Annotated in this window: 20 protein-coding genes; 9 read left to right on the top strand and 11 right to left on the bottom strand. The window is 64.3% G+C overall.

What is annotated here, in order from left to right:
* Positions 1–3 precede the first annotated feature (3 nt).
* The 3 genes from ppc to HBA99_RS24000 form a co-directional block, all read right to left on the bottom strand.
* Complete coding sequence (ppc, locus tag HBA99_RS24010; protein WP_070951816.1) at positions 4–2,793, bottom strand: phosphoenolpyruvate carboxylase; 2,790 nt, start codon at positions 2,791–2,793, stop codon at positions 4–6.
* Positions 2,794–2,865: 72 nt separating this feature from the next.
* Positions 2,866–3,699: a glycoside hydrolase family 16 protein gene (locus HBA99_RS24005; protein WP_030097571.1), complete on the bottom strand. Its 834-nt coding sequence runs from the start codon at positions 3,697–3,699 to the stop codon at positions 2,866–2,868.
* A 55-nt stretch (positions 3,700–3,754) separates the two neighbouring features.
* The gene (locus HBA99_RS24000) at positions 3,755–4,915 is read right to left on the bottom strand and encodes an NAD(P)/FAD-dependent oxidoreductase (RefSeq protein WP_070951817.1); all 1,161 of its coding nucleotides are present in this window, start codon (positions 4,913–4,915) and stop codon (positions 3,755–3,757) included.
* Between the two features lie 75 nt (positions 4,916–4,990).
* On the opposite strand from HBA99_RS24000, the gene HBA99_RS23995 reads away from it, so the two are divergent.
* On the top strand, positions 4,991–6,241 hold the full coding sequence (locus HBA99_RS23995; protein WP_070921278.1) for a M20 family metallopeptidase: 1,251 nt from the start codon (positions 4,991–4,993) through the stop codon (positions 6,239–6,241).
* Here the strand turns inward: HBA99_RS23995 and HBA99_RS23990 are convergent.
* The 5 genes from HBA99_RS23990 to HBA99_RS23970 form a co-directional block, all read right to left on the bottom strand.
* Complete coding sequence (locus HBA99_RS23990) at positions 6,231–7,043, bottom strand: HpcH/HpaI aldolase/citrate lyase family protein (protein ID WP_030097568.1); 813 nt, start codon at positions 7,041–7,043, stop codon at positions 6,231–6,233. The two genes, HBA99_RS23995 and HBA99_RS23990, sit on opposite strands and share 11 nt — an antisense overlap.
* Positions 7,044–7,077: 34 nt before the next feature.
* Positions 7,078–7,728, bottom strand: coding sequence for a thioredoxin domain-containing protein (locus HBA99_RS23985; protein ID WP_030097567.1), 651 nt, complete (start codon positions 7,726–7,728; stop codon positions 7,078–7,080).
* A gap of 22 nt (positions 7,729–7,750) precedes the next feature.
* Positions 7,751–8,242: a Dps family protein gene (locus tag HBA99_RS23980; protein ID WP_030097566.1), complete on the bottom strand. Its 492-nt coding sequence runs from the start codon at positions 8,240–8,242 to the stop codon at positions 7,751–7,753.
* A 47-nt stretch (positions 8,243–8,289) separates the two neighbouring features.
* On the bottom strand, positions 8,290–10,230 hold the full coding sequence (locus tag HBA99_RS23975; RefSeq protein WP_070951818.1) for a potassium transporter Kup: 1,941 nt from the start codon (positions 10,228–10,230) through the stop codon (positions 8,290–8,292).
* A 68-nt stretch (positions 10,231–10,298) separates the two neighbouring features.
* Positions 10,299–11,174 (bottom strand): sigma-70 family RNA polymerase sigma factor, encoded by an 876-nt coding sequence (locus HBA99_RS23970; protein WP_070951819.1) that lies wholly within the window; start codon positions 11,172–11,174, stop codon positions 10,299–10,301.
* Between the two features lie 74 nt (positions 11,175–11,248).
* Between HBA99_RS23970 and HBA99_RS23965 the strand changes: the two genes are divergently transcribed.
* Both HBA99_RS23965 and HBA99_RS23960 read left to right on the top strand, forming a co-directional pair.
* Entirely contained in the window at positions 11,249–11,545 is a 297-nt protein-coding gene (locus HBA99_RS23965) for a hypothetical protein (protein ID WP_070951820.1), read from the top strand.
* Positions 11,545–11,907, top strand: coding sequence for a DoxX family protein (locus HBA99_RS23960; RefSeq protein ID WP_070951821.1), 363 nt, complete (start codon positions 11,545–11,547; stop codon positions 11,905–11,907). Before HBA99_RS23965 ends, HBA99_RS23960 begins: the two co-directional genes overlap by 1 nt.
* On the opposite strand, the gene HBA99_RS23955 is transcribed toward HBA99_RS23960, so the two are convergent.
* Complete coding sequence (locus tag HBA99_RS23955) at positions 11,896–12,528, bottom strand: TetR/AcrR family transcriptional regulator (protein ID WP_070952392.1); 633 nt, start codon at positions 12,526–12,528, stop codon at positions 11,896–11,898. The two genes, HBA99_RS23960 and HBA99_RS23955, sit on opposite strands and share 12 nt — an antisense overlap.
* A gap of 117 nt (positions 12,529–12,645) precedes the next feature.
* Between HBA99_RS23955 and HBA99_RS23950 the strand changes: the two genes are divergently transcribed.
* Positions 12,646–13,941 (top strand): flavin monoamine oxidase family protein, encoded by a 1,296-nt coding sequence (locus HBA99_RS23950; protein WP_070951822.1) that lies wholly within the window; start codon positions 12,646–12,648, stop codon positions 13,939–13,941.
* On the opposite strand, the gene HBA99_RS23945 is transcribed toward HBA99_RS23950, so the two are convergent.
* Positions 13,938–15,200, bottom strand: coding sequence for a PucR family transcriptional regulator (locus tag HBA99_RS23945; protein WP_070952393.1), 1,263 nt, complete (start codon positions 15,198–15,200; stop codon positions 13,938–13,940). The two genes, HBA99_RS23950 and HBA99_RS23945, sit on opposite strands and share 4 nt — an antisense overlap.
* Positions 15,201–15,289: 89 nt before the next feature.
* On the opposite strand from HBA99_RS23945, the gene HBA99_RS23940 reads away from it, so the two are divergent.
* The 5 genes from HBA99_RS23940 to HBA99_RS23920 are packed head-to-tail and all read left to right on the top strand — an operon-like array spanning position 15,290 to position 21,063.
* Complete coding sequence (locus HBA99_RS23940) at positions 15,290–16,597, top strand: saccharopine dehydrogenase family protein (protein WP_070951823.1); 1,308 nt, start codon at positions 15,290–15,292, stop codon at positions 16,595–16,597.
* A 16-nt stretch (positions 16,598–16,613) separates the two neighbouring features.
* Positions 16,614–17,351 carry a transporter gene (locus tag HBA99_RS23935; protein ID WP_070951824.1) on the top strand — a complete coding sequence of 246 codons (738 nt, stop codon included), beginning with the start codon at positions 16,614–16,616 and terminating at the stop codon, positions 17,349–17,351.
* A gap of 18 nt (positions 17,352–17,369) precedes the next feature.
* Entirely contained in the window at positions 17,370–18,680 is a 1,311-nt protein-coding gene (locus HBA99_RS23930) for an NAD(P)/FAD-dependent oxidoreductase (protein WP_109494211.1), read from the top strand.
* Positions 18,680–19,936: a saccharopine dehydrogenase family protein gene (locus HBA99_RS23925; RefSeq protein WP_070951826.1), complete on the top strand. Its 1,257-nt coding sequence runs from the start codon at positions 18,680–18,682 to the stop codon at positions 19,934–19,936. The genes HBA99_RS23930 and HBA99_RS23925 overlap by 1 nt, the downstream gene beginning before the upstream one ends.
* A 20-nt stretch (positions 19,937–19,956) precedes the next feature.
* Positions 19,957–21,063, top strand: a complete 1,107-nt coding sequence (locus HBA99_RS23920; protein WP_070951827.1) for an NDMA-dependent alcohol dehydrogenase — start codon at positions 19,957–19,959, stop codon at positions 21,061–21,063.
* A gap of 25 nt (positions 21,064–21,088) precedes the next feature.
* On the opposite strand, the gene HBA99_RS23915 is transcribed toward HBA99_RS23920, so the two are convergent.
* Entirely contained in the window at positions 21,089–21,943 is an 855-nt protein-coding gene (locus tag HBA99_RS23915; protein ID WP_057964622.1) for a LysR family transcriptional regulator, read from the bottom strand.
* Between the last annotated feature and the right edge of the window lie 48 nt (positions 21,944–21,991).

Genomic DNA, 21,991 nt, shown 5'->3' with positions numbered 1-21,991 from the left:
ATCTCAGCCGCTGTTGCGCAGTGCGGTGGCCAGACCGCTCATCGTGAGCAGTATGCCGCGCTGCACCAGCTCGTCCTGATCGCCGGATCGGTACCGGCGCAGCAGTTCCACCTGTAGGTGGTTGAGCGGCTCCAGGTAGGGAAAGCGGTTGAACACCGAACGTGCCAGCGCCGGGTTGTCGGCAAGCAGATCCTCATGCCCGGTGATCAATTGATGCATGGCAATGGTTCTGTCGTGCTCGGCCACGATCTTGTCGAACACCCGGTGCCGCAGTGCTTCATCGTCAACGAGTTCGGCATAGCGGGCCGCTAATCCCATGTCTGACTTGGCCAGCACCTGGGCCATGTTGGACAGGACCGTCTGAAAGAACGGCCACCGACGGTAGAGCTGTTGCAGCACCTCGAGTCGTCCGTCGCCTTCGGCGATCCACTGTTCGATCGCCGCGCCCGTGCCGTACCAGCCGGGCAGCATCACCCGCGACTGGCTCCAGGCCAAAACCCAGGGTATGGCGCGTAGGTCGGCGATCGATGTGGTGGGCTTCCGGGAGGTTGGGCGACTGCCGATGTTCAGCGCGCCTATTTCGTTGACCGGCGTCGATGCCTTGAAATATTCGACGAAGCCGGGTGTTTCGTGCACCAGCTCGCGGTAGGTGCTTTGGGCGCGCGCGGCAAGGTCATCGAGTATTTCGTATGCCGCGCCCGCCGCCTCTCCCAATCCTTCGACATCGAGCAGCGTCGACTCCAAGGTTGCGGCCAACAGCGTCTCGAGGTTGCGATGGGCCGCGCGTGGTTCGGCGTACTTGGCGGCGATCACCTCGCCCTGCTCGGTGATACGAAGTGATCCGGATACCGCCCCGGGCGGTTGGGCCAGAATGGCGTCGTAACTCGGACCGCCACCGCGGCCTACGGTGCCGCCGCGGCCGTGGAAGAGCCGCAATCGGATTCCGTTCCTGCGGGCAGATTCCACCAGGTCCAGTTCGGCGCGATACAGGGCCCAGTTGGCAGCCAAGTAGCCGCCGTCCTTATTGGAGTCCGAGTACCCGAGCATGACCTCTTGGCTTTCGCCTCGAGCTGCCACCAGTGCCCGGTAAAGCGGAAGCTCCAGGGCTGCTTCGAGAATGGCGGATCCACGCTGTAGGTCGTCAATCGTCTCGAACAGCGGCACAATGCCCACCGGACAGAACGGTCGTGGCCGTGACGCGTCCAGCAATCCTGCTTCCTTCAGGAGGATTGCCGCTTCCAGCATGTCCGAAACCGACTGGCACATCGAGATGATGTAGTTGGGCACCGCCCTGGGGCCATAGGTCTGAACCGCTCGCGCGGCGGCTGCGACGATGTCGAGTTCCTTGCGGGCAAGTTCGGAGAGCTCGGCGCCCTCGCCGATCAAGGGGCGGCGGGTACGTAGCTCGGTGACAAGTACCTCGATGCGCTGTGGCTCCGAGAGCGATCGGTAGTCGGAATGCACACCGGCCCAGGCAAGCAACTCGGAAACCACCTCTTCGTGGACATCCGAATTCTGCCGCATGTCCAGCCCACTGAGATGAAAACCGAAGACATGAACGGACTCTCGCAGCGTACGCAGTCGATCATCCGCCAGCACCACGCTGCCGTGCGCGCGCAACGAAGCGTCCACGATGTCGAGGTCTCGCAGTAGTTCGTCCGGCGTGCGGTACGGAATCAGGTCGAGATCCAGACCGTGCTCGGGCAGCTGGTCAAGGATGTTCGCGGCCGTCGCGGTGAGGCGCGCGTGGATGGCGCGTAGTGCGCGACGGTAAGGCTCGTCTGCCCGGTCGGTTTCGCTGCCCTGCTCGGCCAATGCGATCAGATCGGCGGAGACTGTGACCAGGCGGACGGATAGGGATAACTCCTGCTCCAGTGCCACCAATTGTTCGAAGTAGTAGGCGATGGCCGTCTGTGCGGCACTACTTGTCGCAAGATGCACTACCTCGGCGGTGACGTTCGGATTTCCGTCCCGGTCTCCACCGATCCACGATCCGGGCCGCAGAATCGGCTCGCTGAGCAACTCGGCATCCGGCCACCGGCGGCGTAGCGCCGTGCGGATCTCGGCGTTGATCTCAGGTATCACCTCGAAGAACGAGGCCTGGTAGTAGCGCAGCCCCACGGCGATTTCGTCTTGAATCTTCAACCGGGACAACCGGATCAATGCCGTCTGCCACAGTGTGAGAATGTGCCGCTGAAGTTCGTGCTCGATATCCCGGCCGGTTTCGGTCTGCGACAGTCCCTGCATGCGCAGCCGCATGAGCTCGGTGATGCGATGCTGGGTGTCGAACACGGTACGTCGGCGGGTCTCCGTCGGGTGAGCGGTAATAACCGGCGACACCAGCGCGCCGGTGAGAGCGTGTGCTACGCGATCCGAAGTAAGTTGTGCGGCATCGAGTTTGAGGTACGTCGCGGCGAGGCTACTGTCCTGTGGCGGCGCGCCCGCGGCGACGTGCACGGCCCGCCGGCGCTCTCGATGGATATCCTCGGCCACATTGGCCAGCAGCGCGAAATGGGTGAAAGCCCGAATCACGGGGATAGCTCGGTGGATGTCGACGCCGTCGAACAGCTGTGCCAGTTCGGCGCGATCGATCTCTGATCGGCGCACCCTGAACGACTCCACTCGCGCCCGCTCCACGAGCTCGAAGACTTCGTCGCCGCACTGCTCACGCACCGTAAGACCCAAGATGGTGCCCAGCAGCCGGATGTCTTCACGCATCGGCTCGGTGGCCTCGCGACCCACCTGTGTCCGGGTGACGGCGCCTATCGGTGCAAGATCCGTAACCTCAGCCATGGATCGAGTATCCGTGGCAACGCCGCCGCTCGCACGATGAGCGCCGATGATGAGACGAGATCGGCAGCTGAGCTACCAGACCCTGATCCAGTCGACGAGCATCTCCGCGGGGTAGGTGCCGCCGCGCGGATCACCACCGCCGGATCCGGCCACGGCCAGGTTCAGCACCGCGAAGGCCTTGTGCCCGGGATTGTTGAACGGCCAGTCCGCCAGGGAGTTGGCCGGGACATCGAAGTACGGCGCCGCCCCGTCGGTGTAGTCCCGCCAGAAGCGAATCCCCTTGTCGTCCCACTGGGTGCGCCAGGTGTGCCAGCCGCTGTCCAGGGTCAGATTGTGGGTCTTCCATTCCGAGCCGTTTGCCTTGGCGTGCACCGTAGTTGCGGCCGGCCAGCTGCCGTTGCCGTACCACTCGACGATGTCGATTTCACCGTCCTGGTCGCTGCCGAGCCAGAACGCGGGCCACGCGCCCGGAGTCAGGCAGTTGAACTTGATACGCGCTTCCCAGGTGTAGCCGATACCAAGTTCGGTGGTGCTGTAGATCTTGCCGCCGTAGTAGGTGTTGCCTTCCTTGGCGGCCTTGATGACCAGATTCGAGTTGCCGTCGATGTAGACATTCTTGCGATCGTCGCGGTACTGGCCGACGTTCTCGGGGAGCTCCCAAAACGTCGGGTCCTTCATGGACTCGCGAGCTTTCGAAACAGCCCATTTGGACCCGTCGGGCGCCGACCCGGCCGGGCCGTCGAACTCGTCGACGAAGACGTACTTGCCGGTGGGGGGTGCCGCTGGCGGCCGGTTAGGCGGGTTCTGTGGTGCGGGTTGCGCCCACGCCTGCGGCATAGAAGCCGCTGCTGCCAACATGCCAAGCCCTGAGAACGCCATCATCCGGCGCCGATCCATATTCACCATCGACGCCGACGATAACAGGATTCGCTCGGCGCGGTCCGGGTCTGCGGGACGGCTGCTAGCGGCTGGCGCGCAGCGACTCGCGACCGGGCGACAGCATGGCCGCGTCCACTCCGCGACGGGCCAGATCTTGTGGAACCGGGCACTGTGCGGCCAGCGCGGCCCCAACCCGCGCGAGCGCCGGGGCCATCTGGATGCCATAGCCACCTTGAGCCGCGTACCAGAAAAAGCCCTCGATATCCGGGTCTTCTCCGACAACCGGCGTGCGATCGGGGGTGAAGGACCGCAACCCCGCCCATGCGGAATTCACGGTCCGGATACCGAGGGTGGTGGCCTCGTTGATCATCCCGATCGCCCGCGCCATCTCCAGCTCGTCCGGTCGGGGGTCGCCGGGCGCCTGGAGTGTCTCGTCGGCGGGCGAGCACAGGAACTGGGCGCCGTCGGGTTTGAAATAGAAGGTGTCTGACGTGTCCAGTGTCATAGGAATCGAGCCGGCAGACCTCTCCTGCGGCGTGGACACCATGAATGCGGTACGCCGAAGCGGCATGATCCCCACCGGCTGCGCGCCCATCACGTGCGCAAGTTCATCGCACCAGGCGCCGGCGGCATTCACGACGGTTTCCGCTTCAAATTGCCGTCCGGATGAGTCCCTCAGGACCCACCTGCCCTGATGACGGGTGCCACTCACGATGGGCGCCGACTTGACGATGCTTCCGCCGCGGCGGCGCAGCCCGCGCACGTAGCCCTGGTGCAGCCCGTGAACGTCCAGCTCCATCGGAGTCATATCGATGGTCGCCAAGCGGGTGTGTCCGGGACGCAGGTACGGGTTGATCTCCTCGGCAACCGCGCCGTCGACCAACTCCGTATGACAGCCCTGGAGCAGGGCCTGGCCATGTAGTTCACGCAGCGTCTCCGCATGCGCGTCATCGGCGATGATCAGCAGCGGTAAGGATGTGGCGAGCGGAGCTTCGAAGCCCTCGCGTGGTTCGGTGAAGAAGTCGCGGCTTGCCGCCGTCAACATCCGGATGATCGGATTTCCGTAGTTCTCGATGAAGGTGGCCGCAGACCTTCCGGTGGTGTGAAACGCCAGCGTCGATTCGCGTTCCAACAATGCGACGGTTTGATCTTCAGCCAACTCATAGGCAATCGACGCACCCGACATCCCGCCTCCGACGACAATGGTGTCGACAGACAATTCGGTATCGATGGACTGGCTCACATGTCCGAGGGTAGGTCGTCACGACCGCCGTATGGTCGGTCTGAGACGCAGCAACACACAGAGTGGAGAGGTCGGATGACGATCACGCTGCCCGACAACTGGGCGGACGCTTTGGGGGATTTGGCCGACTTCTACCGCGACCTGCATCAGCACCCGGAACTCTCTTTTCAGGAACACCGGACCGCGGCGAAGATCCAGGAGGCGCTTGCGCCGCTCGGGCTGGAGGTGACATCGGGCGTCGGCGGCACTGGAGTTGTGGCCGTGCTGCGCAACGGATCCGGTCCGGTGGTGTGGCTGCGAGCCGACTTCGACGCACTCCCGGTGCAGGAGCAGACCGGCCTTCCCTACGCGAGCACCGTCCGCGCCACCAACCCGGACGGCAGGGATGTTCCCGTCATGCACGCGTGCGGGCACGATATGCACGTCACCGCACTGGTGGGAGCCCTTCGGCTACTGAATGAACTCAAGACCGCGTGGTCGGGAACGGTGGTCGCGGTTTTTCAACCCGCCGAGGAGGTGGGCGGGGGTGCGAAGGCGATGATCGCCGACGGCATCCTCGATCGGTTCCCCAAGCCCGAGGTCGTTCTCGGTCAACACGTCGGCCCGTTGCCGGCCGGGATGATTGCATACAAGACGGGCACGGCACTGGCCGCCTCGGACTCGCTCAAGATGCAACTGTTCGGGCGGGGTGGCCATGGCTCGCAACCGGAATCGACCGTCGATCCGGTGGTGATGGCCTCGAATGTGGTGCAGCGTCTCCAGACCATCGTGTCGCGCGAGCTGTCACCTTTCGAACCCGCCGTGGTGACCGTCGGTTACCTGCACGCGGGGGCAAAGGACAACATCATCCCCGACGATGCAGAACTCGGCATCAATGTCCGTACCTTCAACGAGGAGGTGCGGCGCAAGACGCTGGCGTCGATCACGCGGATCGCTCAGGCCGAGTCGACGGCTTCAGGTGCTGACAAGGAACCGGCGGTGACGCCGCTGCACACCTTCCCGATCACCGTCGTCGACAACGCGGCGATGCAGGCGATTGCCGCGGTGTTCCGTGAGCATTTCGGTGCCGCGCGGGTGATCGAGTCTCCGAATCCGCTGGCAGGCAGTGAGGATGTGGGATTTTTCGGCACCGAAGCCGGTGTCCCCACCGCGTTCTGGTTCTGGGGTGGGTACGAGCAACAGCGTTTCGAGGACGCCGCGGCGGCCGGGAAGCCGGTGCCGTCCAACCATTCTCCGGAGTTCGCGCCGGTGTTGGAGCCGACGCTCAGCACCGGGGTTGAGGCGCTCACCGTGGCGGCGTTATCGCGGTTGACCGCTACGGCGTGATCAGGCCCAGCATCCGTGCGCGCTCCAGAATGATCCGGGCGCGATTGAGCCGGGGTAGGTCGCTGCCGTCCTGTGGCTTTCCCCCGTGGCTGTTGAACTGCTCTACGAAGTCCTGAGCCCACAAAACGTCGTCATCGGAGGGGCTCAAACCCCTGTTGATGGTGTCGGCATCGGATGAGTGCAGCGCCAGCTTTCCTGTCATACCCATGCGGCGAGTCAGCGCGACTCCCTCGGCCAGCTCGGCCGGGTCGCGCGTTGGTCCGTCGATCGGTCCCGGAATGTGTGCGGCGCGCGAGGCCACCACAAGCTGGGATCTGCTGTACGCCAGGGCTAGTGGGTCTGGATCGACACCGATATCGAGCGTGTAGTCATTGACGCCGAAGGCGATACGAAAGCAGGGGCGAGCCGCCGCGATGTCGTGTACGCGGGACAGACCCCGCGCGGTCTCAATCAGAGCGATCACAGGAGTTTCGCCACCGAGGCGGTTGGCGGTGTCCCACATGTGATTGCCACCCTCGGTCTTGGCCAGCACCACACCCTTGAGGCCCTGGGCCTCCGCGAGTGTTCGACAGTCGGCCGACCAGAAATCACTGGAAGCATCGTTCACGCGCACCCAGGCGCGCCCGCCTGAGTTGAGATATGCCAGCACGCGTGCGCGTGCCGACTCTTTCTCATTCGGTGCGACGGCGTCCTCCAGGTCCAAGATCACCTCGTCGGCATGTGTGGATGCGACCGCAGCACCGAGGTCGGGCTCCCTGGAAGGATTGACCAGAAGCCATGAGCGCGAGACCTTCGAGTTCACTGCCACCTCACCAGTATTTCGCAGAGCGACGCCGCTACCGCGGGATGCGATCTAGCCAAGCCGATTCTCCATCAACGGGTTGATTGTCGATGACAACCATGGGCACACCGGATTTGGGAAAGGCGCGCAGCAGCGGCAGATTGTTCGACGCGATGGCACGGGCGTCAAAGGGCACTGGCAGCCCGACCCTGATCAGATCCTGTGCGCTCTGGGGCGCATCGACCCGGGCGGCCAGCCCAGCCAGCTGGTCGTTGCTCAGGTCCGTGTCACCTTCCTCCTCGGGCTGCTGGTCCTTGGCGTAGAACTCTCGGATGAAGCGCCAGGTGATATCGCTTGACCGGGACTGATCGGCGACCACGAAGCTGGCATAGATCGCACGGCTGTCGTATGTGCCGCTGGCAGAGTACTTATCGAGGAAGTCCACGAACCTGAGGTTGACGTGCAGCTTGCCGGACTCGATGCGCCGCCCGATCTCCTCGCCCTGACTCTGAACCATCTTCCCGCTGTACGGGCACAACGGGTCTAGGTAGAGATCGATCTGCCCCGGGGCAGCCGGGTCGCCGAGGGACAACACATCCCCGGCGGGCGACGCATCGGCCGCGTGTGCCAGTCCGGCGTTGGGGCCAAGGACCAGTACCGCGGTCAATAGACCGATGATCGTTGCGAAGCGCTTCACTGCATGCATCGGTCCATCATCGCTCAGCCGGCTACACCTTCCGGTTCTCGGACTTGATCAGCCAGGCCAGCTTCTCCAAGCCGTCGATGAGCTGGTGCAGGATGTCGGCGGTGGTGGGGTCCTCGTCATCCACCGCGTCGTGTACTGCGCGCAGCGTCTTCACCGTGGCATAGATGCGGGTGGTGATCAGGTCGACGACATCACCGGTGCTGCGTTCATAGGGCGGAAACTCCGGCAGTGTCGTGCTCGCCGCGACAGTGTCGGATCGGCCGTCGGGCAGCGCATCGAGCGCGCGCATGCGCTCGGCGACGGTGTCGCTCGATTCGCGGGCGAAGTCGACCAATTCGTCGAGCTGCAGGTGCAGATCGCGAAAATTGCTGCCCACAACGTTCCAGTGCGCCTGCTTACCCTGCAGATGCAGTTCGATCAGGTCGACCAGGACCTGTTGCAGACTCGCGCTCAGTGTGGCGGAGGCCTGAAAGTTGGTGACGTCGGATTCGGGGGTACGGGTTGTGTTCGGCATGTCAGGTGCAACCTGGTCTAATTTGGATCTATTCCAGATTAGATGTGCTACACGTCGATGCGCGAACCGATGATGACCGTGCGGTGGCGTGGCAAGCCGAAGTATTCGGCGGCGTCCGCGGTGATGTGGGATGTCGCGATGAACAAGCTCTTACGCCAGCGCGCCATGGTGGGCGCCTGGCCCTTGATCAACTCGAGCTTGGACAGGAAGTAGGTGGCCTCGTCGAGGTCAATGCGGCCCTCGGTGTCGGATGCGTCGAGCAGTCCCAGCGCATGCGGCACGTTCGGCGTCTCCATGTACCCGAAACGAGCGGTCACGTGGACGATTCCGTCCTTGATGTATCCGAGGTGATCGATCGTCGTGCGATCGGAATCTGCCACACGGGGTATTGGCTGTGTCTCGATGGACAGGATGACCACGTGTTCGTGCAGCACGTGGTTGTGTTCGACGTTGGCGCGCATGGCCAAGGGCGCCGTGTCCTTACCCCTATTGAGGAATACGGCCGTGCCCGGCACGCGTACCACCTGCGGAGGCTCGTTGTGGAGGGCGTCGACGAACTCACGCAACGCGCCCTCTTCCTCCTCGCGTGCGGGAGTCACGATGGCACGCCCCCGTTGCCACGTGGTCATCACGGTGAACGCCTTCAGCGCGATGAGCAGAGGCAGCCACGCACCGTGCACCAGCTTGGTCATGTTCGCCGCCAGGAACAGTAGATCGACCGCCAACAGCGATCCCGCGCCAATAACCACGAGCCACAGTGGCGTGTTCCAGCGGATACGGGCGACGTAGAAGAACAGCAGGGTGGTGATGGTGATGGTGCCCGTCACCGCCATGCCGAAGGCATACGCCAGCGCCGCGGAGCCTCGGAAGGCGAAAACCAGAGTCAGCACCGAGACCATGAGCACCCAGTTGATCCACGGCACGTAGATCTGGCCGATCGTCGATTCGGAGGTGTGGTCGATGCGCAGGCGCGGTAGGTAGCCGAGTTGGGCCGCCTGCGAGGCGACTGAGTATGCGCCGGTGATTACCGCCTGCGATGCGATGACCGTCGCCGCGGTGGCCAGCAGAACCATCGGCAGTCGGGCCCAGTCCGGAGTCAGCAGGAAGAAGGGCGCGCTGATGGCGGATTCGTCGCCGAGCAGAAGGGCACCCTGGCCGAAGTAGCTCAGGGTGAGAGCGGGCAGTGCCAAGCCGAGCCAGCCGTAGGTGATGGCTTTGCGCCCGAAGTGGCCCATATCGGCGTACAGGGCCTCGGCCCCGGTGACCGAAAGCACCACGGCAGCAAGGGCGAAGAAGGCGATGTGAAAGTGCCCGATCATGAAGCCGACCGCGTAAGTAGGTGAGAGAGCCTTGAGGATCTCCGGGTGTTTGGCGATGCCGGTGAGCCCGCAAGCGCCGATCGCGGTGAACCACGCGATCATGACCGGACCGAAGAATCGCCCGACCGCCGCGGTGCCGTGCCGTTGCACCATGAACAGTCCCACGATGATCACCGCGGTGATAGGTACGATCCACGCCTCCAGATCCGGCTGGACGACCTTTACCCCCTCGATCGCCGAAAGTACCGAGATGGCAGGGGTGATCATGCTGTCGCCGAAAAACAGTGCGGCGCCGAAGAGTCCGGCACCGGCCAGCGCCAGAGCGCTGCGACGACCTTGCTTTCCGCTCCACCGCGTCAACAGCGTGATGAGTGCCATGATGCCGCCCTCGCCGTCGTTGTCGGCGCGCATGACCAGCGTGACGTAGGTGAGTGTGACGATGAGCATCACCGACCAGAAGATCAGCGACACAATGCCGTACACGTTGTTGGCGTTGAGCGGCACCGGATGGGGATCAGCGGGGTTGAACACCGTCTGGATGGTGTAGATGGGGCTGGTACCGATATCGCCGAACACCACCCCCAAAGCGCCCACGACGACCCCCAGACGCACGGTCTGCGTGAGGCTCCCGGGACTGTGTGATGACGTGGTCGCGGAGTCTTGTTGCACGGTGCGGTTCTCGTTTCTGCTGCGCCCACCGGGCCATGCGGTGTGGCCGGTGCTGTGGCAGCCAGATATTAGCTCGATCCCGGGGCGCCGGCCCTCTGATAGGCGACCGTCAGCTCGGCGCCACTGCCCGCATACGGCGCGATGTCGATATGGGTGATCAGTCCGTCGCGGATATCCATTCGGATGATGGCGAAGGGGTGGCCGCCTGGCGCGATGACGGCACCCGGCCTTCCGTCGACGAAAAGCGTTGTCGCCACGGCGATGCGATCGACGAAGGTGCGCGTTTCCTCGGCGACGGCTCGGGCGCCCTGCACGAGTGTCGCTGCGTCGCTGGGGATGAGTGAGCGGTCGACCGTGCGGACCACATCGGGTGCCATCAGCGTGATCAGGCGCTCGATGTTGCCGCCGCGGGCGGCCGACAGGAAGGCATCGACGATCGCCGATTGGTTTGGAACGTCGCGGGTCTGCACCGGGTCCGCGGTATCGAGGCGCAGTCGCGCCCGGCTGGCGAGCTTCTTAGCGGAGGCGGCAGTGGTATCAAGCGCTGCGGCGATGTCCTCGAACGGTACGGAAAACAGGTCGTGTAGGACGTAGGCCACCCGCTGTTTGGGGGACAATTCGCCGAGCACCACGAGTAGTGCACGCGAAACCTGCTCGCGCTTCAGGAAGTCCTCGTCGGCGCCGAGCTGCGTGCCCGGGAGGTGTTCGGCAGTCAGGGGAATCTCCCCATGCCGCTCGCGCACCCGTAACTGATCGAGGCAGAGCCGGGCCGTGACCGTGGTGAGCCACGCGTCGAGACTGTCCACCGCGTTGAGGTCGGCCGATTGTGCCCGGATCCACGCAGCCTGTACGGCGTCCTCGGCATCGTGGTGTGAACCCAGGATCCGGTGCGCCACGGACAGCAGCCGTGGCCGTGCGGCCTGGAATCTTTCCGTGAGATCCACGAGAGGTCACCTTTCCGTCATGCCGGTCGTCAAAAGGGGTGAGGTCAACGAAACCGACTAGAGAGGAGGCACAGATGAGCGTACAGATGGTCCGCTTCAGCACAGATGCCGAACGGGTGCACGAGGTTGAGGATGCGATCGCGGCGTTGTTCACGGCGGTGAGCGCGGCGGCCCCCACGGGCATGACCTACACGGCAGGCAGGGTCGGAGATGGCCCCGACTTCGTATTCCTGCTGCAGCTCGCCGAGGGGGTCGACAATCCACTCCTGGGCATCCCGGATGCGCTCGACTTCCGCGGCAGGCTCGCCGGATGGGCGACTGAAATCATTGCCCCCCAACCTTTCACCGTGTTGGGAAGGTATGAGGGCTGATGTCGGTTCTCGGAATTGGGCTGTGGGTGACGACGGTCCTCTGCGTTATCGCCAATGGAATCGAGGTGGTGGCCAAGGCCGTAAAGGCACAGTTCGTGGTGCAGAACTCCGGTGAGGTGGGATTGGCCCCGCGCTGGATTCCCTATCTCGCGGTGATCGAAGGAGCCGGGGTGGCCGGCCTGATCATCGGGCTGGCCGGAGTGCGCCCGATTGGCCTTGCCGCGGCAATCGGGTTGGTGGCCTTCTTCATTGGCGCTGTGGGTGCACACATTCGCAGCAATGTGTTGCACAACATCGCCTTCCCCGGTGTGTTCCTGGCACTTGCGGTGGGGTCGCTGGCCTACTTCGCGCTACCGGTCTAGGGCCTGCGGCGCGTAGGTCTGTAGGTATGCGGTGACCATGCGTCGCAGCTCATCAATGGTGGCTTCATCTCCGGTTGGAGAGCGCTGGAAGGCGACATCGAATAACCGGTCGCCGGCCTCAAAAGCCAACTGAAGGACGAGCACGGGTGTTTCTGCCCGGATCAGCTCCGCGTCGAGCAAGAGGCGCCACAGCTGTTCTGCCCATGCCGCATCGGGTGAGGGGGAGAGGCCTCGCGTCGCGTCGCGCCCCACAAACCAGAGTTGAACAAGGCTGGGATGCGCCCGGAAGTAGGCAAGCAACGGGTTGACGCTCGCTTCGACCGCCTCACGCAGGGTGCGCGGCGGGCGATCTTGAATCGCTGACCGGACGCTTTCGTTGAGCGCGGTCAGGTGACGTTCGAGAAGCGCGGCGTCGACCCGGTGTCGGTCCGCGAAGTAGTGATACAGCGATGCGGTGGGGATGCCGGCGCGCTCGCCGATTGCCTTGAGTGTGGCGGCCGAGTAGCCCTGTTCGCTGTGCAGCTCCTCGGCGGCATCCAGGATTGCCTGCACCCGCTCAATCCCGCGGCGTTGTACCGCGGTGGAGCGGGTCGTCGACGGTGCATCCCTGTTGTCGATCACGATTCGAAATCGTACGGGGTGGGTGTGATCCATCGAACTCGAATTCGAATCGAAATCGAGTTAGGGTGGTCTCATGCCGCGTGAGGCGGTCCAACAAAGTCGACGAAGGAGAAGGCGATGGCCAGCAATTACGACGTCGTGGTGATTGGGGCCGGCTTCGCCGGTGCCATCGCCGCGCGGGATCTCGGAACGCGCGGATTTTCGGTATTACTTCTGGAAGGGCGTGACCGCGTCGGCGGGCGTACCTATACGGGCGAGGCCTTTGGCCGGCCCATTGAATTCGGCGGCACGTACCTGCACTGGACCTCGCCGAACGTCTGGCGTGAGCTGCAGCACTACGGTCTCAAACTCGACCTCCCGCACCACATCGATACCGTGCATTGGCTGGCAGACGGGAGCGTGCATCACGGATCCGCCGAGGAGTTCGGACAGGCCGCAGCCTCGGTGATGGCTCGTGTCGCGGCTGATGCACGCGAGTGGTTTCCCGCTCCGTTCGAAGTGAATGCGGTGGATACCTCGCCGATCGAACAGCAGACAATGGCGCAACGGTTCGACTCGTCCGGTCTGTCCAGGTATGAGCGGGATGTGGCCGAAGGTGTGCTTGCCTCACTTTCGCACTCGTACGACGAGCAAGGCGTCGCGCAGCTGCTGCTGCTGGTCGCCGCCTACTGCGGGGACTGGGCGGGGTACTTCGAGAGCATCGGGTCCTGGCCGGTCGAGGGTGGGATCAAGCAACTCTACGACGGCCTCATCCGTGAGTCGGGTGCCGAGGTGCGCCTGAGCACGCCCGTCGCGGCGGTGCAAGACAACGGGACCTCGGTCACCGTGACCACTCGCGCCGGCGAGCGGATCGATGCTCGCATGGTGGTCGTCGCGCTGCCCCTCAACACCTTGGGCGATGTCACCTTCACCCCGGATGTCCCGCCTGCCTCACGCACCATGATCGACCAGAAGAACCCGGTGCTGGCATCGAAGATATGGGTGCGGGCCAAGGGCGAGATCGAGCCGTTCCAGGCCATTGCGCCCATCGGGCAGAACCCGATCAACGTCGCGCGCTTCGATTCCTACCATGATGGCGACACCCTCATCATGTGTCTGTGCTCGGACGCGTCGGCCATCGACGCCAGTGACCACGAGGGCGTGCAGCGCGCGCTGCGGGTCTTCGTCCCCGATATCGAGGTGGTCGACACCGCGAGCCACAGCTGGGGTGCCGATGAGTTCTCCAAGGGAGGCTGGGTCTGGCACCGGCCGGGGAATCTGACCGGCGGCGCCGCGCAGCTGCGGGCGGTGAGTGGTCGAGTTCGCTTCGCCGGCAGCGATATCGCGGGGCTGGGTGCCGGCGGCGTGGAGGGTGCGTTGGAGACCGGAGCAGCGGCCGCTCGGGAGGTCGCCACGGAACTGGCTACCGGTTAATCCGTGCGGGTAAGCACCCGGTGGCCGAGGTGATGGCCGAGTTCAAGGGCCAGCCCCAGCGCCAGCCGTCGGTCGCCGGGTGCGAAACCGAGTAGCTCTGCGGCGCGGGCAACGCGCTGCAGCACGGTGTTTCGGTGTGTGTGCAGCCGAGTCGCGGTGCGCGGCGCGTTGTCGGCCTCTTCCAGAAAGACCCGTAAGGTTTCGCGCAGACGTTCGGCGCCGGGATTGTCCTCCGCCAGCGCCCCGAGTGTCGATTGTACGAATTCTGCTGCGCGACTGATATTTTCCGTCACGAGTGCGGTCACTTCCAGGTCGCGGTAGAGCCCGACGGAGGGTCCGTCCGGGTTTTCGGCGAGCAGCCGCTGCACGGTCAGCGCCTGGTCGTGTGACCGGCGGAACCCGGCGATCCCCCGCAGCGTCGAACCCACGGCCACGCGGATACCCGGTGCGATCTTGTCTGCTGGCTCGCGTAACGCAGCGAGGTCCGGTTCGGCGTCGCTGCCCAGCCAGGCCCAGAGCGCGGACGCTCCGACCGAGAGGGTGAGCGGTGGGCGCGCACCCATCGCGCGCGCCAGCGTGGTGGCGGCTGATTCTAACGCGCCTTGTGCCTCGCTGCCTGGCCCCGACCACAGCACCAGGGCGGTGTGCCGGCGGCCGAGCTGGTATCCGAGCCGCTCGCTGGCTCGGTCACTGTGAATGGGTGCGTCGTCCAGCACGAGTCGGATCGCCTCGGCTCGACGGGCGAGCGCGCCGCCCAGCATGTCCTCGCGTTCACGCTGGGTGGCGGCGATGACCTGGGTGAGCGCGTAGTCGATGTAATCGAACAGCCGCTCCGAGGACACCTGCAGTAGCTCCATCAGCACTGGTCCGGGGGGTGCGATCCGGGTCGCATGCGCCATGAAATGGCGCCAGGCCACGTTCTGCGCGTAGCGATACGACTGGAAGATCACGTCGAGGTCCAGTCCACGGCGCGCAACGGTGTGAGCCACGTCGAGCATCTCGTGCGGGAGTTCGAACGATGCGGTTCGCACAGTCCAGTTGGTATCGCGCCGGGTGAACAGGTTGAGTAGTTGGCGCGCACCGGCGTGGTTGCTGGCCGATGTATCCGTCATCGCCGACGCGTCGACGCCCAGCACCGGAGATAGTTCCACCTCCGCCGCACTCATCTCGGCGACGAGAGCATCGAGTTCGGCGAGCATGAGCTCGGCCACTTCACCCATCAGCTCGATGACCTCGGGCGATGGTGACCGATTGCTCATGCGAAAAGTGTGCCACCGCACATATGTGCCCACAAGTTCTGGGCCGTCGACCATGTCATGGATAGAGGCGCGATTCCTACGCTCGGGCCATGGCTACAGACACCACGCGCATTGTCTTCATCGGGGCAGCAGGCGAAATGTGCCGCGTCGCGATCGAGCGGTTTGCGAGAACAGCCGAGAATTGGAAGCTGGAGCTCTACGACATCCGGCCGGAGCCACTGCGCGCGCTGGTCGCGAAACTGCCCGCGGGTTCGGCGACGATCGGCACGCTGGACCTGTTCGACGTCGAGGCGCTGCACGAGGTGATCGCGGGCGCCGCCCTCGTTCTGCTGGGCGCGGGACCGTATGTCCGCACCGCCGAGCCGGTGATGGCGGCGTGCATCGAGAAGAAGGTGCCGTATCTGGATCTCGACGACGACGAGGCCAGCACGCGGGCGGCGATGGAGCTCGACGGGCAGGCCAGGAAGGCCGGGGTGCCGATCTTCGTGGGATGCGGCGCCTCGCCCGGCCTGACGAATGTCATGGCGGCCGATGCATCGCGCGACATGGACGCCGTCGAGCGAATCGATGTGTGCTGGGTGACCGGGGACGAGGGACCTGTGGCCTTCGGACGCGCGGTGCTCGATCACGCGATCCGGGGTTTCGCCGGGCCGTGCCAGACCTGGGAGCACGGCCGGGCGGTACAGCACCAGACGTTCCTGGAGACCGACGTCTTCGACGTCGGGAACTCCTTCGGTGACCGCTACCGGTTCTACGAGTGCGCGCACCCCGAGGCGGTGACGATGCCGCGGCGCTGGCCGAACGCCGATCGGATTCGCGTGCTGGGCGCGCTCGACCCGCCGCCGGTCAACGGAATCATGCGTGGCATCGCAGTAGCGGTGCAGCAGAACAAGATCGAGATGGATGAGGCAATCGACTTCGTGAACGACGTGATGACGGACAAATCCGGTTCGCTCAACGTCTGGAGGCATGCGCTGGCGGGGCTGTGGGGCACCATTCGGCGCGGCGAGGTCAGCGTGACCGATGTGCTCAAGTACCTGGCGACCGCAGTGGCGAAGAAACATCCCGAATATCGCGGGACCAACTATGTGCGGGTGACGGGCACCCGCGACGGCAAGGAGGTCGTCTCGATTCGCCGATTGTCGGTGAGCGGACCGGGTACGGCCTGGACCAGCATGGCTGCCGGAACCGGTGCAGCGACAGCGGCATTCATGGTGCTGGCGGTCGACGAGATCAGCGGGCTCTCGGGTGTCTTGTCTCCGGAGGACTGGGCCGATCCGGAGCGGTTCTATGTCGCGTTGGCGGCCACGGGTGGCTCAAAACCGCATGAGGTGGTCGAGGCACTGGTCAGCCCGAGTTCAGCGGTGACCGCACGTCGGCTCAGCGACGTTCACTAGCACTCGGGGAGCGGAGATGGACATCAGAGGCGCAATGTTCGCACTTGCCGATCTGTTCATGGTTTTCGCGGGATTCACCTATGGATGGAAGTTCATTCGCGATGACAAAAACTATCTACTCGGCCTGGAATGGATCATCGTCGCCACATCGGGAACCAACTTCCTCATGTACGGTCTGCTCGCTCTGAGCCCGGACAGCACAAGTTTCCACGTCGCGATTTTCTTCGACGCGTTCTCCAGGTCGGGGGGCATCACCGTGATCCTCGTGCTGGGCCTGATGGCTGTCACGCATGGGTACAAGCCCTCGCGCGCAATCGATATCGGCGTCTTCGTGCTGGCCGGACTGGTCGGTCTGGGCCTGACCGAGTATGCGTTGCGGACCATGCATCCCACCACGCATCACGTCGGGCTCGCGGGCGCGCTCTTCCTCGTCGTGATGAACCTTCTCACCACGGTCTTCTTGCTGTACTTCGCCGCACGGCTGTGGAGCATCGATGAGCGGAGCCACGCGGTGCGCGTCGTGATCGTCACCCTCATGGGTTCCGCCGTCGCGGTGACATACGACTTCTACGACATACCCGGTGACGATGCGAACCGGACCCTCTTCTACATCGCGGCCCTCACGACGTGGGGACTGCAGATGATCGTCTATTACTACGCCTACCACGCGCTCCGCAACCACAACCAGCGGACAGGTCCGTTGTCGCCGTTGGCCATTGATCAAACGGTGACCCGAACACATCGCAGTACCTGAGAATGAAAGGAGCCTGAGATGGCTGGCATGGAGTATCTCTTCGACACCGGCTGGGTGCCACGGCCGGAGAACACAGCCCCCGCACTGGAGGGCGAGATCCGTTGTGATGTAGCGGTTATCGGCGGTGGGCTGGGCGGAATGGCAGCTGGGCTGCGGCTGGCCGAGCGGGGCGCCGATGTCATTGTGTTGGAAGCTGGGATCTGTGGATGGGGATCGAGCTCACGGAACGGCGGGCACCTGTCCGACGCTCTCGGCGGCGATCCACGCCTGTTGAAGTTTCTATATCCGCGTCGGCTTCCCAGCATTGTCCGCTTCGGTGAAGGAGCCTTGGAATACGTCGATGGCCTGATCGAGCGTCTGGGCATCGAGTGTGACTACCAGCGCACCGGCAACGTGGCGATGGTCAGTTCATCGGAGCGCGAGGTACGCAGTGCCAAGAAGGCCGCGGAGATCTTGCGGGCCGCTGGTTCGAAAGCCCAATACGTGGACGGCCGCGAATTCGGCCTGCCGCACGGATTCTTGGGAGGTGTGCTGGAACCGGGCGGCGGCCTGGTCAATCCCGGCAAGTACACCCTCGGGGTGCGGCAGGCGCTTTTGAATTCCGGGGCAAGGGTTTTCGAGCACACGCCGGTGCTCTCGGTGCAGTCCAGCGGAAACGGCATCGTAATCGGTGTCCCCCATGGTCGGATTCGCGCCGAGCGGGTGCTGTTGGCGACCAACGCCTATTCCCAGGACCTACCCTTTGCCCCACCCCGACTTGCCACACCCCTGTGGGTATCGGTAGCCGAGACGGAGCCCATCGATCCCGAGCGCATTACGGACACCGGCTGGACCAGCGGTGCCGGATTCACCACCAACAGCAATGTGGTGTCGAACTTCCGGCCAACCCCCCACAACACCATCGTGGTCGGCACGCGACAGGTGCAGCCCGCACAAGGACCTCTGGGAGTGCGCGCACCTGAACCGGTGATCGTGAAGGATCTGCTGCGCGGTTTCCGCGACCGGTTCCCTTCGCTACGCGATATCGCGCCGCGGCGCACCTGGGGAGGGTGGGTTGCAATGACCCCGTCGTTCCTGCCCGTCGCGGGCCAGTCCGAGCCGCGCATTCTGTACGCACTGGGCTGCAACGGTTACGGATTGACGCAGGCGCCTTACCTGGGCTCGCTGCTGGCCGATCGGCTTATCGACGGCAAGTCGCACGAGGATTTGGAAGCGGTCTGGACAAATCGGACCTGGTTTCCCCCGAATCTGCCGTACAGCCCGCTCGCGGTGCGCGCCCTCTGGGCTGTCGACAGAATGTCGGACCAGCTCAGCCGTCGGGGCTACTGATGGCCGGCGGACAACGAGTCGTCTTCATCGGCGCCGCGGGCGAAATGTGCCGTCTGGCCATCGAGCGGTTCGCGGTCGCCGACGGAGGCTGGGAGCTGGCGCTCTACGACATCCGTCCCGAGCTACTCGACGCGCTGGTCGGGAAGCTACCCGCCGGACGTGCCACGGCGGCCCGGCTCGACCTGTATGACGTCGAGGCGCTGCGCGCGGCAGTCGATGGCGCTGCCCTCGTGGTGCTCGGCGCCGGGCCGTACAACCGCACCGCAGAGCCCGTCATGGAGGCCTGTTTGGAGGCCGTTGTGCCGTACCTCGACTTCGACGACGATATCGAGAGCACCTTGCACGCACTGTCTTTGCACGACCGGGCTAGGTCGGCCGGTGTGCCTATGTACGTCGGATGCGGCGCCTCGCCCGGGATCACCAACGTCCTCGCCGCCGACGCCGCAAGCGAGCTGGACAGCGTCGAGAACATCGACGTGTATTGGGTGGTCGGGGACGAACGCGGCTCGATTGGCCGCGCGGTTCTCGACCACATGCTGCGCGTCGCGGCGGGTCCTTGTATGACATGGCAGAACGGCGGACCGGTGATGCGCCAGTCCTGGGAGGAGACCCGCTGGACAGAACTGGGGGGTGGGCTGGGTCTCACCATGGTGCACGAGACCGCGCACCCGGAGCCGGTGACCCTGCCACGAAAGTACCCTGACGCCAAGAATATTCGCTGCTTCGGCGGATTGGACCCGGCACCCTATAACGGCCTGGTCCGCGGTGTGGGGTTGGCCGTGCAAAAGGGCCAGATGTCTGTGACGGAGGCAATCGACTTCCTCGAGGCGCTACTGACCGGCAAGTTGGGCAGCGTGGCGGGATGGCGTCACGCGCTATCGGGAATGTGCGATCTGGTGCGCACCGGGGAGGCCACCCGTTCCGAGCTGATCAAATTCCTTGCCCTCTCGGCGGCCGGCCATGTGTTCCCTTACAAGTCCGGCCTCAAGGTCGAGGTGACGGGCCTGCGAAACGGGATACCCACGGTGGCTAGCCGCCGCACCTCGGTGGCCGGTACGGGCGCCTATCTGTTCACCGATATGGCCGCAGCCACCGGAACTGCCTGCGCGGCGTTCATGGTCGTGGCCCTCGACGGTGGATCGGACACTCGTGCAGGAGTTTTCGCACCAGAGGAGTGGGCCGAGCCGCGGGCGTTCTACAAGGCGCTCGAACGCGTCGGGGTGCCGAGCCAAGAATTGCCCGCCGCAGTGCATTAGCCGAGTCAAAGGAGACATTTGTGAAGACAACCGCCGCAGTGCTTTTGGAAGCCGGAAAGCCCTTCGAGCTTATGGAACTCGAGCTCGACGGCCCCGGTGAAGGTGAGGTGCTTATCAACTACACCGTCGCGGGACTGTGCCATTCAGATCTACACCTCACCGATGGCGACCTGCCACCCCGTTATCCGATCATCGGCGGACACGAGGGCGCGGGCATCATCGAGGAAGTCGGGCACGGGGTCACCAAGGTTAAAGCCGGTGATCACGTGGTCTGCAGTTTCATCCCCAGCTGCGGGCATTGCCGCTACTGTTCGACGGGGCGGCAGAGCCTGTGCGATATGGGAGCGACGATCCTAGAGGGCTGCATGCCCGATGGCACCTTTCGATTCCACGGCGCGGGAATCGATTTCGGACAGATGTGTATGTTGGGCACCTTCGCGCAGAGGGCCACGATCTCGCAATACTCAGTGGTGAAGATCGACGACTGGATTCCGTTGGAGACGGCGGTGCTGGTTGGGTGCGGTGTCCCTACCGGATGGGGCAGTGCGACCTATGCTGGTGACGTGCGACCCGGAGACATCACAGTGGTGTACGGAATCGGCGGGATCGGTATCAACGCAGTGCAAGGCGCGGCGCAGTCCGGTGCCAAGTACATCGTGGCCGTCGACCCGGTTCCGTTCAAACGGGACATGGCCTCCAAATTCGGTGCTACGCATGTCTTTGCCACCGCAGCAGAAGCCGCCGAGAAGCTCAATGAGCTCTCCTGGGGGCAGGGTGCGGACCAGGCGATCATCACCGTCGGGGTGGTGAACGAGGAGGTTGTCACGGCCGCATTTAGTGCCGTCGGTAAGGGTGGCACGGTCGTGGTGACGGGGCTGGCGGACCCGGCGACACTGAACGTGCATGTGTCGGGGATGGAAATGGTGCTCTTCGGCAAGACCATCAAAGGGACTCTTTTTGGTTCCGCCAACCCGCAATACGACATTGTGCGGTTGCTTCGACTTTACGATGCCGGCCAGCTGCAGCTCGATGAGTTGGTGACCGCCACGTATCGTCTGGAGGACATCAATCGGGGGTATCAGGATCTGAGGGATGGCAAGAACATTCGGGGAGTGATCATCCACTGACGCGGCTGTGTCCCTCGCCGGTGTATCACCGATGTAGCCGGTGCGTGCTGGCGATGATCGCGTCACACAACGCCTGTTCGGGTTCGGACAGCACGCTGCGTCGACGCACCAGTACGAACTCCAGCTCGCCAAGGTCGGGCAGGCTGTCATCGCGAACCGTGACAAGGCCTTCGGGCAGAAGGGATTCGGCGTGTGAGATGACGCCCATACCTGCCAAGGCCGCTGCCCGAAGCCCCAGCTGACTGTCGCTCACACAGGTGATGCGCCAGGTGCGGCCTTCCCGCTCGAGTGCGCGCAGTGCCGCGTGCCGCGTCAGGCTCGGCGGGGGATAGGTGACGATGGGCACCGGGTCGCGCACGTCATGCGTATTGGGCCGGCCAGCCCACACCAGCCTGTCGCGCCAAAGCAATTCGCCATGCTTTTCACCCGGCAGGCGCTTGGCCACCATCAGATCCAGCTCGCCCGCGGTCATGCGTGTCTTGAGGTACTCGCTGAGCCCCACGACCAGCTCCAGATCCACACCGGGGTGGGAGTCCTGAAACTCGACGAGGACATCGGGCAGCTCGCGGGCCACTAGGTCATCGGAGGCGCCGAGCCGGATGAGTCCGGTCAGCTCTGAACTCGCGAAGTAGCGATCGGCCTGGCTCTGGGCGTCCAGGATGGATCGGGCGAAGCCGACCATCGCGGCACCGTCGGCGGTCAACGACAGATTGCGGGTATCGCGGCGAAACAGCTCCCGGCCGACGGACTGCTCCAGCCGCGCGATATGTCCGCTCACGGTGGACTGGCGCAGCCCGAGAATACGTCCGGCAGCGGTGAATCCCCCGGCTCTTTCGACGGTCAGGAAGGTCCGCAGCAGTTCAGGATCCAGCACATCCATCACGGTACGCGTTCATAGATATCGCTTCTATCGGCTTTCATAATTAGT

Origin of the sequence: Mycobacteroides chelonae, from assembly GCF_016767715.1 — a bacterium.
Lineage (GTDB): Bacteria > Actinomycetota > Actinomycetes > Mycobacteriales > Mycobacteriaceae > Mycobacterium > Mycobacterium gwanakae.
The sequence above is the reverse complement of the archived record's forward strand: the minus strand, read 5'-3'. Positions and strand labels throughout refer to the sequence as shown.

Excerpts from the sequence above, each read along its gene's own strand:
- HBA99_RS23960 (WP_070951821.1), top strand. The coding sequence starts at position 11,545 with ATGTCGGTTCTCGGAATTGGGCTGTGGGTGACGACGGTCCTCTGCGTT.
- HBA99_RS23980 (WP_030097566.1), bottom strand. The coding sequence starts at position 8,242 with ATGCCGAACACAACCCGTACCCCCGAATCCGACGTCACCAACTTTCAG.
- HBA99_RS24005 (WP_030097571.1), bottom strand. The coding sequence starts at position 3,699 with ATGGTGAATATGGATCGGCGCCGGATGATGGCGTTCTCAGGGCTTGGC.
- ppc (WP_070951816.1), bottom strand. The coding sequence starts at position 2,793 with ATGGCTGAGGTTACGGATCTTGCACCGATAGGCGCCGTCACCCGGACA.
- HBA99_RS23935 (WP_070951824.1), top strand. The coding sequence starts at position 16,614 with ATGGACATCAGAGGCGCAATGTTCGCACTTGCCGATCTGTTCATGGTT.
- HBA99_RS23965 (WP_070951820.1), top strand. The coding sequence starts at position 11,249 with ATGAGCGTACAGATGGTCCGCTTCAGCACAGATGCCGAACGGGTGCAC.
- HBA99_RS23925 (WP_070951826.1), top strand. The coding sequence starts at position 18,680 with ATGGCCGGCGGACAACGAGTCGTCTTCATCGGCGCCGCGGGCGAAATG.
- HBA99_RS23995 (WP_070921278.1), top strand. The coding sequence starts at position 4,991 with ATGACGATCACGCTGCCCGACAACTGGGCGGACGCTTTGGGGGATTTG.
- HBA99_RS23950 (WP_070951822.1), top strand. The coding sequence starts at position 12,646 with ATGGCCAGCAATTACGACGTCGTGGTGATTGGGGCCGGCTTCGCCGGT.
- HBA99_RS23945 (WP_070952393.1), bottom strand. The coding sequence starts at position 15,200 with ATGAGCAATCGGTCACCATCGCCCGAGGTCATCGAGCTGATGGGTGAA.
- HBA99_RS23915 (WP_057964622.1), bottom strand. The coding sequence starts at position 21,943 with ATGGATGTGCTGGATCCTGAACTGCTGCGGACCTTCCTGACCGTCGAA.
- HBA99_RS23985 (WP_030097567.1), bottom strand. The coding sequence starts at position 7,728 with ATGCATGCAGTGAAGCGCTTCGCAACGATCATCGGTCTATTGACCGCG.
- HBA99_RS23940 (WP_070951823.1), top strand. The coding sequence starts at position 15,290 with ATGGCTACAGACACCACGCGCATTGTCTTCATCGGGGCAGCAGGCGAA.
- HBA99_RS23930 (WP_109494211.1), top strand. The coding sequence starts at position 17,370 with ATGGCTGGCATGGAGTATCTCTTCGACACCGGCTGGGTGCCACGGCCG.